13 protein-coding genes are annotated in these 12,532 nt (G+C 43.1%); all 13 read left to right on the forward strand.

Going from position 1 to position 12,532, the window contains the following annotated elements:
* The first annotated feature begins 3 nt into the window (after positions 1–3).
* The 13 genes from GC096_RS29295 (at position 4) to GC096_RS29355 (ending at position 12,531) form a co-directional block, all read left to right on the forward strand.
* Positions 4–969 (forward strand): PhoH family protein, encoded by a 966-nt coding sequence (locus GC096_RS29295; protein ID WP_171635238.1) that lies wholly within the window; start codon positions 4–6, stop codon positions 967–969.
* Between the two features lie 39 nt (positions 970–1,008).
* Positions 1,009–3,237, forward strand: coding sequence for an HD family phosphohydrolase (locus GC096_RS29300; protein WP_171635239.1), 2,229 nt, complete (start codon positions 1,009–1,011; stop codon positions 3,235–3,237).
* Positions 3,238–3,255: 18 nt separating this feature from the next.
* Positions 3,256–3,792, forward strand: a complete 537-nt coding sequence (gene ybeY, locus GC096_RS29305; RefSeq protein ID WP_171635240.1) for an rRNA maturation RNase YbeY — start codon at positions 3,256–3,258, stop codon at positions 3,790–3,792.
* Positions 3,792–4,496 carry a diacylglycerol kinase gene (locus GC096_RS29310; protein ID WP_171635241.1) on the forward strand — a complete coding sequence of 235 codons (705 nt, stop codon included), beginning with the start codon at positions 3,792–3,794 and terminating at the stop codon, positions 4,494–4,496. Before ybeY ends, GC096_RS29310 begins: the two co-directional genes overlap by 1 nt.
* Before the next feature lie 125 nt (positions 4,497–4,621).
* Positions 4,622–5,035, forward strand: a complete 414-nt coding sequence (gene cdd, locus GC096_RS29315; protein ID WP_056609726.1) for a cytidine deaminase — start codon at positions 4,622–4,624, stop codon at positions 5,033–5,035.
* A 6-nt stretch (positions 5,036–5,041) separates the two neighbouring features.
* On the forward strand, positions 5,042–5,941 hold the full coding sequence (era, locus tag GC096_RS29320; protein ID WP_056609724.1) for a GTPase Era: 900 nt from the start codon (positions 5,042–5,044) through the stop codon (positions 5,939–5,941).
* Positions 5,942–6,035: 94 nt separating this feature from the next.
* Positions 6,036–6,188, forward strand: coding sequence for a YqzL family protein (locus GC096_RS29325; protein WP_082593664.1), 153 nt, complete (start codon positions 6,036–6,038; stop codon positions 6,186–6,188).
* A gap of 46 nt (positions 6,189–6,234) precedes the next feature.
* Complete coding sequence (recO, locus tag GC096_RS29330; RefSeq protein ID WP_171635242.1) at positions 6,235–6,984, forward strand: DNA repair protein RecO; 750 nt, start codon at positions 6,235–6,237, stop codon at positions 6,982–6,984.
* A 178-nt stretch (positions 6,985–7,162) separates the two neighbouring features.
* The gene (locus GC096_RS29335) at positions 7,163–7,975 is read left to right on the forward strand and encodes a pyruvate, water dikinase regulatory protein (protein WP_171635244.1); all 813 of its coding nucleotides are present in this window, start codon (positions 7,163–7,165) and stop codon (positions 7,973–7,975) included.
* Between the two features lie 92 nt (positions 7,976–8,067).
* Positions 8,068–8,532, forward strand: coding sequence for a YaiI/YqxD family protein (locus GC096_RS29340; RefSeq protein ID WP_082593666.1), 465 nt, complete (start codon positions 8,068–8,070; stop codon positions 8,530–8,532).
* 48 nt (positions 8,533–8,580) lie between these two features.
* Positions 8,581–10,428 carry a DNA primase gene (gene dnaG / locus GC096_RS29345; protein ID WP_171635246.1) on the forward strand — a complete coding sequence of 616 codons (1,848 nt, stop codon included), beginning with the start codon at positions 8,581–8,583 and terminating at the stop codon, positions 10,426–10,428.
* Positions 10,429–10,465: 37 nt separating this feature from the next.
* On the forward strand, positions 10,466–11,581 hold the full coding sequence (rpoD, locus tag GC096_RS29350; protein ID WP_028558036.1) for an RNA polymerase sigma factor RpoD: 1,116 nt from the start codon (positions 10,466–10,468) through the stop codon (positions 11,579–11,581).
* A 119-nt stretch (positions 11,582–11,700) separates the two neighbouring features.
* Positions 11,701–12,531, forward strand: a complete 831-nt coding sequence (locus GC096_RS29355) for a hypothetical protein (protein WP_171635248.1) — start codon at positions 11,701–11,703, stop codon at positions 12,529–12,531.
* The last annotated feature ends 1 nt before the right edge of the window (position 12,532 follow it).

Consider the following 12,532-nt stretch of genomic DNA (forward strand, 5'->3'; position numbering starts at 1 on the left):
CTGTTGATAGAAAATGCGCAATCTGTAAAAATTACATTGAAAAATCCAAATGAAGGACTAGCTTTGTTTGGTCCGCAGGATAAGTTCTTACATATCATCGAACGGGAAATTGAAGCTCAAATCTTTACGCGCGAAGCCGAAATCACAATTCAAGGCAGAGCTGCGGAAGTGAACTCACTTCAGCAGCTTTTTGAAGTTCTGCTGCAACTGATTCGCAATAATTACACGGTAACTGAGCGAGATGTTCTCTATGCCGTTGAGTTAGCGAAGCAAATGAAAGCAGAGCAATTATTGGATCTGTTCAAAGGTGAAATTACATCCACACATAAAGGAAAGCCGATTCGTGTCAAAACGATTGGGCAGAAGAAGTATGTGGATACGATCAAGAAGAAAGATATTGTCTTTGGGATAGGTCCAGCAGGAACAGGTAAGACGTATTTAGCAGTTGTTCTTGCCGTGACGCGATTGAAAGAAGGGGCTGTCAAACGTATTGTTCTCACACGTCCAGCCGTCGAAGCAGGGGAAAGTTTAGGGTTTCTGCCAGGGGACTTACAGGAAAAAGTTGACCCTTATTTACGCCCATTGTATGATGCTCTTAATGATGTCCTAGGGCCTGAGCAAGTTGCGAAGTCACTAGAGCGCGGACTCATCGAAATCGCCCCTTTAGCCTATATGAGAGGGCGTACGTTGGATGATTCCTTCATCATTCTGGATGAGGCACAGAACACGACGCCAGAGCAAATGAAAATGTTCCTAACGAGACTTGGTTTCGGTTCCAAAATGGTCATTACAGGTGATGTGACACAGATTGATTTACCTAGAGGGAAATCTTCTGGTTTAGTTGAAGCGTCCCGTATTCTTAGTGGTATTGAAGAACTGGGCTTTATTTATTTTGATGAAGGTGATGTTGTACGTCATTCACTTGTACAGAAAATAATTGTTGCCTATAACGCTGAAATGACTAAGTAATGATGTAGGTTGGATAGATAGAGAGGAATGACCTCCGTAATGAAAAATGAAGTGCAAATGAAGGGCAAATTTCATTACCGGCTGAGCGGATGGAAATACAATACAGGCTTAAGAGTAATCTTGTTTCTCATATTGGGATTGATATTCTATGCCACATTGTATGCTAAGCTCGTTCCACAAGTTTTCGACATTACTTTAGGTATGAAGAGTGAAAAGACGATTTATGCGCCAGAGCAGATTGAGAACGCTGTCGCAACGGAGCAAGCCAAAGAAGATGCTGCGAAGCGCGTTCAACCTGTTTATCGGATCGTTAATCTTAAGAATGAAGTCATTAGTGATGCTATTTTTGATAAATTATCTCAGATCAATGCCGATGAAGAAGTGAAGTTCGATGATAAGGTCAGCATTTACCGCCGTGTCATTCCGCAGCTCATAAGTGATCTGACGAATGATGCCATCAAAACATTGCGCAATAGTGGGCAATATAATGATTTGTTGCTGGAACAAATTCAACTCGGACTATCGGACCAGAAATATCCGCTTCCAGAGGAAGTTTATTTTAAACTGCCTCGGTTGACCAAGGAAGAGCTCGCGGACATGCGCATTGTGACGAAAGATATTGTCACCAAGCTGATGATTGATGAAATTCTGGATGCACAAACAGCCAGGGCTAAGGTTGCAGAAGTGGTGAATACGTCTAACTTAGCGAAGAATACGTCTCGTGAGATGGTTACCGAGATAGCGAGAGCGTTGATTACCCCGAATAAATTTTTTGATCAAAAAGGTACCGATGATGCAAAAGGACAAGCCAGGGGCAACATGAAGACCGTTTATATTAATAAGAATGATGTTCTGGTTAAAGCCGGAGATGTCATTACGGAAGAAATATACACGCGGTTGGAGAAACTGAAGCTGCTAAAGGATAAAGCGAATCATTTACCTCAGTTCGGACTTGGCATCCTTTGTGCACTCTTGTCCTTTGTGATCTTTATATTTGTTAGACAGAGTACCTTACAGGTCAAATACAATAATTCACAATTGGTTATGCTTGTTCTCATTTTCGTGTTGAATATTGCAGGTATGAAAATCATTTCGCTGCTCCAGAATTTTGATTATCCATTTATCGGATATCTGGCACCGACAGCCCTCGGCAGCATCTTAATCGCTATATTACTTGATGCACCGCTTGCTTTTATTTCATCGGTTTTGTTCTCTATCATTGCTAGTATTATTTTTAATACAGAGCACGATGCGTTATTCGATTTTCGGTTTGGCTTAGTTAGTTTAGTTGTTTGTTTAAGCGGAGTATTTACGATTCAACGAGCAAGTCAACGTGCAACTATTTTGAAAGCGGGCCTAATGATCGCCTTTTTCTCCATGTTAACGATCACGTCGATGCTGTTGATGGAAGATCACTTTCAACAACGTGAAGCACTGATGTCTCTGTCTTTCGCTACTGCTGGAGGACTGGTCACCGTTGTTTTCGTTATCGGATTGCTTCCGTTTTTTGAAGCTTCATTCGGAATCTTGTCCCCGCTTAAGCTGGTAGAGCTTTCGAATCCGAATCATCCACTGCTCCGCAAGCTGCTAACGGAAACACCAGGTACGTATCATCACAGTGTGATGGTGGGCAACCTGTCCGAAGCAGCTGCTGAATCCATTGGTGCAGATGGGCTTTTGTGCCGGGTAGGTTCGTACTATCATGATATTGGCAAAACCAAGCGGCCAAGCTATTTTATTGAAAATCAAACGAATATCGAGAATCCGCATGATCGTATAGATCCGAATCTTAGCAAGTCCATTATTATTGCGCATCCGCGCGATGGTGTTGATATGCTGAAGGATTATAAAATGCCTAAACCGATCCGCGATATCGCTGAACAGCATCATGGGACAACGCTATTGCACTTTTTCTATCATAAAGCGAAGAAGCAAGCTGAAGAAGAGAATAGTGAGAAAGGGATACGTGAAGAAGATTTCCGTTATCCTGGGCCTAAAGCACAATCGAAGGAAGCGGCTATTGTCGGGATTGCAGATAGTGTGGAGGCAGCGGTACGTTCATTACGTAACCCGACCCTTGAACAAATCGATTCCATGGTAACCAAAATTATTAAATCACGCTTGGACGATGGTCAATTCAACGAATGTGACCTCACATTGAAGGAGCTTGATAAGATTGCCAAAACTTTGAATGAAACGTTGTTAGGCATCTTCCATTCTCGCATTGAATATCCAAGTGAATTAACGGCTAAGAAGCCAGGAGCATAAGAAGGAGGGCTTATCCCTATGGCAAGTGTAGATTTGACATTAGCATGGAGCAGTGAACAAGAAGAGAAAGAAATCTCGCCTGCGTTCATTGAAAAGCTCGAGGAGCTTCTCAAGCTAGCAGGTGAGATTGAAGGTGTATCCGAAGGTGAGGTTGCCCTTACGTTCGTTGATGACGAGACAATTCAAGATTTGAACAAGCAATACCGCAATTTAGACAAGCCTACAGATGTCCTCTCCTTTGCGATGAGTGAATTTGGCGATGATGAGATTCAAATTAACTATGAAGATGATGGTGACGATTCTGAGGGAGAGCTTGAAGAAGGCGAAACCGTATCAGAGGCGTTCATCGAGCCGCTCGGCGATATTATTATTTCCGTGCCACGTGCAATTGCGCAAGCGGAAGAATATGGTCATTCTGTTGAACGTGAGCTTGGATTTCTATTTGTCCATGGCTTCTTGCATCTGATTGGATATGATCACCAGAGTGAAGAAGAAGAGAAAGTGATGTTCGCTAAACAGGAGGACATTTTGCAGAAGGCAGGCTTGACACGTTAATGTCAGGCGGCTTCCGTAAATGGCGCAGAAGTTTTCGGTATGCCTATGAAGGAATTAAATATGCACTAGATACGCAGCGAAATATGAAGTTTCATTTTTCCGTTGCGTTTCTTGTGTTATTAGCAGCTCTTTTCATTCATTTATCCAAAACCGATATATTGTTTATTTTGTTGGCTGTTACACTTATGATTGTCACGGAATTAATTAATACGGCTGTCGAGAAAACGGTGGATCTAGCTATGCCAGACCGTCATCCGTTAGCCAAAATTGCGAAGGACGTCGCCGCGGCGTCCGTATTAGTGTCTGCTATGTTTGCAATCGTTGTCGGCTTAGTTGTTTTCTACGAGCCCGTCGATCGATTGTTACGGCACGCCAGACTCGAAGAAACACCGATGTCAGCGGGTGCGATATGGGTCTTGATTGCATTAGTCATGCTAACCGTTATCGTGATTGAGACTAGGTTCTCGGACAAAGGAAAACTAGTTAGACCCAGTTTATTAACAGCTATCGCCTTTGCGATTGCTACTGTCATATTGGTATTAGTCACCGAAACGATCGCCGCGTTACTTGGGTACACCCTGTCTATTATTATCCTAATTGTTTTGTATGATAAGAAAACAAGGCCTTTCCCAGCACTCTTTTTGGGGGCAATGATAGGTATTGTCGTGACGCTCCTCGCTTTTTCATGCTTAAACATGCTATAACTTAACTATTACTCAAAATAAACGGATTCATCGTCCCAGCTTGGACGGATGCGTTTATGGAGAAATTTAGACAAGTTAAGAAGTGAAACAAATAATTTCTAAATTTAATAAAAGGGTGGATGGCTATGAATCCGCAAGAACTCATTGAATTCGCCAAAGAAGCGATGAAGCGAGCCTATACGCCTTATTCAAACTTTCAGGTCGGTGCCGCATTATTGGACGCGAATGGACATGTGCATTTAGGGTGTAATGTCGAAAATGCAGCGTATGGACCGACGAATTGTGCCGAGAGAACTGCGTTATTCCGTGCTATTGCAGATGGGCATCCGAGGGGATCCTTTCAAGCAATTGCGGTAACTGGAGATACGGAAGGGCCGATTTCGCCATGTGGCGTTTGTCGACAAGTATTAATTGAATTGTGCGAACCAGAAATGCCTGTTTATTTGAGTAATCTCAAAGGAGCTTTCGTTCAAACGACGGTGGCTGCTTTATTGCCAGGTGCTTTTACAACGAAAGATTTGCACACAAATGGAGGATAAGTAGAAGTGGCCAAAAAAGAATTTAAGTCAGGGTTTGTCGCGATTATCGGACGCCCGAATGTCGGTAAATCAACACTAATGAACCAAATTATCGGACAAAAGATTGCCATTATGTCAGATAAGCCTCAAACAACTAGAAATAAGATCCATGGTGTATATACTTCGGATAATGGGCAAATTGTCTTTCTAGACACACCAGGTATCCATAAACCTACGTCTAAGCTAGGCGATTACATGAGTAAAGTTGCTCATGGGACACTAGGTGAAGTAGACGCTGTATTATTTTTGGTTGACGTTGCAGATGGTATAGGTGGTGGAGACCGTTATATTATCGAGCAGTTAAAGCATATTGAAACGCCAGTCATTCTGGTCCTAAATAAAATTGACCTCGTTCAGCCTGAGGCGCTGCTTGCCATTATTACGAATTACAAAGACCTGTACAATTTCGCGGAAATTGTACCTGTATCTGCGTTGAAAGGGAACAATGTAACGACGCTTCTTGAGCAAATTATTCGCTACTTGCCGGAAGGACCTCAATACTACCCTGCGGATCAAATTACAGATCACCCGGAGCAATTTGTCTGTGCGGAGCTTGTACGTGAGAAAATTTTGCATATGACACGGGAAGAAATTCCACACTCTATTGCCGTCCAGATTGAAGATATGCGTGTCGAACCGAATGGGATCGTTCATATCTCCGCGGTTATTTTCGTGGAGCGTGAGTCGCAAAAAGGAATTGTCATTGGTAAACAAGGTGCGTTGCTGAAAGAAATTGGGCGACAAGCCCGTCGAGATATTGAAACACTACTAGGTTCGAAAACGTTCTTAGAATTATGGGTAAAAGTCAAGAAAGACTGGAGAAACCAAGACAGAGTCCTTCGCGATCTCGGTTTCCGTCACGAGTAATTTTTTTTCCTAAGAGTACCAGTTTTTACATCGCATACTGAGGCGCCCAATGCACATCCTATGAACATCACGTTCGATGGAGAGGATGCTGAACATGAAAGATTTTTCGTGGACGTATTTTTCAAAGACCGGTGATGTGGACGCCTATCTGCTGTATAAACAAGTAACGGGAGAACCTGGCATGGATTCGGAAGTGCAAGAAGAGGATCAAAGTAACGAAGAGCCGCTCGATGGTCTGAATATGTGACAGTAAGATTTCATATATTCAGAGCGGCATTCATGGGGGAAGCTATTTGCTGCATAGCGTTGAAGGAATTGTCATTCGTAGTATGGACTACGGAGAAGGCAACAAAATTATTCGTTTATTCACCCCCGAGCTGGGGAAAGTAGGAGTTATGGCTCGCGGTGCGAAGAAACTGAAAAGCAAACATGGCGCCGTTACGCAGCTGTTTACGTACGGCGATTTTGTTTTTTTCAAACAACGAGGTCAGATGGGATCTCTCAACGGGGCCGAAATTATTGAGGCTCATCATGCTCTACGTGAAGATTTACATAAATCGGCCTATGCTTCGTATTTAGCTGAGATGACGGACCGCATGCTGGGTGACGAAGAGGGTAACAACTACATATTCGAACAGCTCAAAGCGGGTTTAATGGCAATCGAAGAAAATAAGGACATGCAAATAGTCACTCATTTGTATGAAATGAAAATGTTTGATTTAGCTGGCTATTTACCCATAACGGATGCCTGTGTTGCTTGTGGTGAAACAGCTGGAATCACGACTTTCGGTCCGAATATGGGCGGTACATTATGTAGTCGCTGTCGATTTAAAGATGCCTCTGCGATTGCTATTGGTGAAGGTGCGCAGAAACTGCTTAGACTTTTTCCTAGAATGGATATGCGTAGACTGGGTTCCGTTCAAGTGAAAGAGGAGACCAAAGAGCAGCTTAAGCAATGCATGCGTGCGTACATGGACATTCATATCGGTGTACAGTGGAAATCAAGAGGATTTATTGAACAAATGGAGAAATACAATATTTAAATGAATATGTGCTTCAATTGACATGTGTTTCTCCCTTTGTTATGATGTGGTGGAAAACACCTCGCCCTTGTGCTGTCCGCATATCGGTGAGGTTTTTCTCATGCTGTCGTTCTGTTCTAATGTTCTTTACATACAAATGCTAGTGTAGGGTCTGTCCCTGCTGAAAGGGGTTAGGAAGATGGAACATCCACAACCTACTCGTGTTTATGTTGTTTCGGATTCTGTCGGTGAAACAGGAGAATCTGTCGTTCGGGCAGCTGCGATGCAATTTCACCCAGTGCCTGTTGAAATCGTACGTGCTCCGTTTATTCATGATTTTGAGGGAATTGATAAAGTGATCAATGGGATTCGTACGCACGGAGGAATCGTTGTATTTACGTTAGTTATCCCCGAGCTGCGAGATGACTTGATAACGAAAGCGAAACAATACGATATTCCCTACATCGATTTACTCGGACCCGTTGTGACGACGCTAGGGAAAGCATTGCGGCAAGAACCGCGCAGACAACCTGGGATGATTCATCCTCTGGATGAAGACTATTTCAAGAAGGTCGAAGCCGTTGAGTTTGCCGTTAAATATGATGATGGTCGAGATTTTAGCGGCATTCAGAAAGCCGATATCATTCTATTAGGTGTATCGCGTACGTCCAAAACACCGTTATCCATGTACTTGGCGCACAAAAGATTGAAAGTGGCAAATGTGCCGTTAGTGCCGGAAATGCAGCCGCCTGCTGCCATTTATACCGTACCAAAGGATAAAATTATTGGCCTACGCATTGACCCTGATAAATTAAATGTGATTCGTCAGGAACGACTGCGTACACTTGGACTTGCAGAAAATGCAACCTATGCGAATGTAGAACGTATTAAAATAGAACTGGATTTTGCTGATAAAATTATGAGTAAAATCGGGTGTGTCATCTTTGATGTATCCAATCGTGCTGTAGAAGAAACAGCCAGTTTAATTATGGATCACATTGAACATATCTAGTAAGCTATTATGTTCTGGCTTGCAGGATTTTTTGCAAGTCCATCGTATATAATAGTACGGTGAGATTTCTTTCTGAAGGCAGGGGCTGACACTTGAGTGCAAGAAGTATTATCGTTGATGCCGATGCTTGTCCTGTAAAGTCGGAAATCGAACAGGCAGGTAGACAGTTTGGCGTACAAGTTGTTCTGGTTGCTTCATTCGATCACAAGATGAAGGAAAATCCAGGTGTGAAGGTAGTTCAAGTAGATCGTTCCGATCAATCTGTCGATTTATATATTGCCAATCAGATTCGGTCAGGTGATATTCTGGTAACACAAGACTTTGGGCTCGCCGCGTTAGGTCTAGCGAAGGGTTCGATTTGTTTGACGAATCGGGGGCAGGAATATACCGATAGTTCGATTGATTATCTGTTGGAACGCCGCCATGCATCCGCCAAAATGCGAAGAAATGGTAAGCATACGAAAGGGCCAAAACCCTTTACAGAGACGGATCGTAAAAATTTTCTACATGGTTTGACAAATCTTTTAAAAAATTTGCAGGAAATCGAAAACAAGTAGCGAATAGTAATTAGTCGGAAAAGCGACCTGAATTGTAGGTGGATTGAAATGAGGTACGGACGCATACCTGAAGAGGTTATTGAGGCTGTACTGAAGCGCCATGATATCGTAGATGTCATCGGCAGGCACGTACATTTAAGCAAACAAGGGCATTATATGAAGGGACTATGTCCTTTCCACTCGGAGAAAAGTCCTTCGTTTACGGTTACACCGGAGAAACAGATCTATCGTTGCTTTGGTTGCCAGGCAGGCGGGAACTTAATTCGTTTCATTATGGAAATCGAGGGCTTAAGCTTTGCAGAAGCGATTACGAAGCTTGCAGAAGACGCAGACATCCCAATAACTTGGGAAGAGGTGTCTGACGAGCAGAATGAGCAGCAGCAAGAAAAAGCTACCCTTTTAAAGGCCTATGAATTTGCAGCCAAATTCTATCATTATGTTGTGGGTAATACCGATCAAGGTAAAGCGGCGAAAGGCTATCTGACCTCTAGAGGGATTTCCGATAAGCTGATTGATACGTTTCAGATTGGTTACGCACCGTTAATGTGGGACACGCTAGTTCAACAATTGGACAAACGAGGATTTGATTTAGCTTTAATGGAAAAAGGCGGTTTGATTTCTGCCAAACATGAAGGTCATGGGTACGTGGACAAATTCCGTGAACGTATCATGTTCCCTATTTGCGACTCTACGGGCAAGGTCATCGCATTTGCAGGCAGAGCCATGGGGGATGCGCAACCCAAATATTTGAATAGTCCCGAATCTATCCTTTTCAATAAAAGCAGGACTTTGTACAATCTGCACCTTTCCCGGCCGAATATGCGAAAGCTTCAGCAAGCCGTTATTTTCGAAGGGTATGTGGATTTGATCAAAGCGTGGGAAGCGGGGATTACCAATGGTGTTGCGACGATGGGCACGGCATTAACCAATGAGCATGCAGCCTTACTGAACCGCAATGCGGACGAAATCGTCATTTGTTATGATGGTGATAATGCAGGACAATCTGCAGCTTTCAAGAGTATTCCTTTATTGGAAGACACCGGAAGCCGAGTCACGGTTGCGATGCTGCCAGATGGCAAAGATCCAGATGATTATGTTCGTCAATATGGGTTTGACCGATTCGCAAGGGAGATTATTGGAGCTTCCGTGCCATCGATGAAATATAAGCTCTTATATATCCGCAAAAATTTTAAATTGCATGAGGACGGTGAACGACTACGTTATCTGCAATCCGCTGTGAAATTAATTAGCCAGTTGCAATCTCCTATGGAACGCGAACATTATCTCAAACAGTTAGCTTCAGAGTTTCCGGATTCTTCTTATGAAGCGATGAAGTTAGATCTCCATGAAATCTTATTGCAATCGGAAAAAAACCGACCAGATGGGGATAATAAACCAATTCTGTGGAATAATGTTATGAATAATGGGAGACCAGCGGAACGAACAAAGAAAAAAACGCCCTCGTTACTACCTGCATATCATAATGCAGAGCGTTTGATTTTAGCTGTAATGATGCACGATCGTGACGTATGTGCTCATGTTGAAGCGCAATTGGGTGACCAGTTTAATGTTGAAGCTCACGCAGTCTTAGCTGCTTATTTATATGCTTACTACGCTCAGTATTTAGAGCCCGATGCAAGCCGATACATTGCCATGCTGCAAGACGAACAGCTGGAGAGCTTGGCTAGTTCCATCGTTATGATGGGAGCTGGTCATGGACTAAACGAACAAGTGATTGACGACTATATTCGCCAAATTCGCAAAGTTCCAATGCAAGAAGAAGTTGAACGCAAGAAAGAAGAACAAGCTCGCGCAGTTCGCGAGGGAGACCATCTCAGAGCTGCACAAATTGCAATTGAAATTATTGCCCTAGAAAAACGGTTGAAGTCATCTTAGCTAAACTGATATGACTAGGGAGGAGGGAGTCCGTACCATGGCGAATGATCAGCGTACAGAATTAGAGACAGAATTGACCCTGGACCAGGTGAAAGACCAACTTATAGAGCAGGGGAAAAAACGGTCCTCACTAACTTACAAGGATATCATGGAGAAATTAGCTCCCTTCGATCAGGATCCTGAACAAATCGATGAGTTCTTTGAACAACTTTCCGAGCAAGGTATTGATGTGGGGAATGAGTCAGATGAAGATTCGATGAATCCGGAAGAAAACGAGCGCGACGAATTTAACTTCGATGATGATCTGGCTTTGCCGCCGGGGATTAAAATTAATGATCCAGTTCGGATGTATTTGAAAGAAATTGGTCGCGTACCGCTTCTTTCCGCGGAAGACGAAGTGGGGTTGGCTAAGCGTATTGAAAATGGGGATGAGGAAGCGAAGCGTCGTTTAGCTGAAGCAAACCTTCGACTCGTTGTAAGTATCGCCAAACGGTATGTAGGTCGCGGCATGCTGTTCCTTGATTTGATTCAAGAAGGTAATATGGGTCTTATTAAGGCTGTGGAGAAGTTCGACCATACCAAAGGTTACAAATTCAGTACCTATGCGACCTGGTGGATTCGTCAAGCGATTACTCGCGCCATTGCGGATCAAGCGAGAACGATTCGGATTCCGGTACATATGGTTGAAACGATTAACAAATTGATTCGTGTTTCTCGTCAATTGCTGCAAGAATTAGGGCGCGAACCTACGCCAGAAGAAATTGCGAAAGAGATGGATTTAAGCACGGATAAAGTTCGTGAAATCATGAAAATTGCACAAGAGCCTGTTTCCTTAGAAACACCGATCGGTGAAGAAGATGATTCACACTTAGGGGATTTTATCGAGGATCAAGAGGCGCTCGCGCCAGCGGATGCAGCAGCATACGAGCTTCTGAAAGAGCAGCTTGAAGACGTACTGGATACGTTAACTGAAAGAGAAGAGAACGTGCTTCGCTTACGTTTCGGTCTTGATGATGGACGTACAAGAACATTAGAAGAAGTCGGTAAAGTATTCGGTGTTACAAGGGAACGGATTCGTCAAATTGAAGCAAAAGCTTTGCGGAAATTAAGACATCCAAGCCGTAGCAAACGTTTGAAAGACTTTTTGGAATAAAATCGCTTGGAGTGGGCCCTGCCAAATTCGGCGGGGTCTTTTTTTGCGGTTTTCCATAAAATTCACTAAAATCTGAGCATTGAATCACCGATAAAGTAGCTAGGAAGGTGAGCGAATAGATGGATGCTGAGAGAAGAAAAGTAATCGTAAGAGAAATCGATCATTGGCGCCGGAGCAAATTGCTTCCCGAGCATTATTGCGATTTTCTAATGAATTTGTATGTGGATGATTTGACCCCTAAACCGGCTTCACTTTTGGGTGTTTCGGCTACGGCTGTAACAAACAGTAATTGGAAAATATGGTTGTTCGCATTAGCGGGAATTGCCGCTCTTGCCTTATCTGCTCTTAATTTTAACTCTTTTGGATTGCCAATGCAAATTGGTATTTCCACACTTTTTGTCATCATTTGTTATGCAGTCGCATACAGACAATTTAGTCGTACGCCTGTCATTGCCTATGTCTTGTGCGGCATAGCATCTATTGCTATGTTACTTTTGGGGTTACATATAATGGATTTGTCGGGTATCCACACGTCAACTACGTATATCGGATATTTGGCATTTTGCAGTTGTATTTGGTTATTTAATGGTTTGATTGGTCGAATGGCGATTTTCCAAATTTGTGGATGGCTTGGGCTAGTAGGGACATATAGTTGGTTGTTGATGCAAAAATTGGAGCATCCTGCGTGGTTTTCACTTGAATTAAGCTTTGTTCCTGTAAGTGTTGTACTCATATGGATGGCTTGGCTTGCACATCACACGAATAAACAAGCAGCTAGCGTGCTCATGCTAGTAGGAGGCTTGGTTTGGTTTATTCCTGAGGCGATGACATTCCTTGTGGATACCGAAATGAGCTCGCGTCTCATTCAAATATCTTTTACGGCCAAATTAGTTTCAGTAGGCGTAGCATTATTTTTGCTGCGAAAAAAATGGGTAGAGTGGGTAATGTAGC

The sequence above is a fragment of the Paenibacillus plantarum genome (assembly GCF_013141695.1).
GTDB classification, from domain to species: Bacteria; Bacillota; Bacilli; order Paenibacillales; family NBRC-103111; genus Paenibacillus_E; species Paenibacillus_E plantarum.

Excerpts from the sequence above, each read along its gene's own strand:
- GC096_RS29300 (WP_171635239.1), top strand. The coding sequence starts at position 1,009 with ATGAAAAATGAAGTGCAAATGAAGGGCAAATTTCATTACCGGCTGAGC.
- ybeY (WP_171635240.1), top strand. The coding sequence starts at position 3,256 with ATGGCAAGTGTAGATTTGACATTAGCATGGAGCAGTGAACAAGAAGAG.
- GC096_RS29310 (WP_171635241.1), top strand. The coding sequence starts at position 3,792 with ATGTCAGGCGGCTTCCGTAAATGGCGCAGAAGTTTTCGGTATGCCTAT.
- cdd (WP_056609726.1), top strand. The coding sequence starts at position 4,622 with ATGAATCCGCAAGAACTCATTGAATTCGCCAAAGAAGCGATGAAGCGA.
- GC096_RS29325 (WP_082593664.1), top strand. The coding sequence starts at position 6,036 with ATGAAAGATTTTTCGTGGACGTATTTTTCAAAGACCGGTGATGTGGAC.
- GC096_RS29335 (WP_171635244.1), top strand. The coding sequence starts at position 7,163 with ATGGAACATCCACAACCTACTCGTGTTTATGTTGTTTCGGATTCTGTC.
- dnaG (WP_171635246.1), top strand. The coding sequence starts at position 8,581 with ATGAGGTACGGACGCATACCTGAAGAGGTTATTGAGGCTGTACTGAAG.
- rpoD (WP_028558036.1), top strand. The coding sequence starts at position 10,466 with ATGGCGAATGATCAGCGTACAGAATTAGAGACAGAATTGACCCTGGAC.
- GC096_RS29355 (WP_171635248.1), top strand. The coding sequence starts at position 11,701 with ATGGATGCTGAGAGAAGAAAAGTAATCGTAAGAGAAATCGATCATTGG.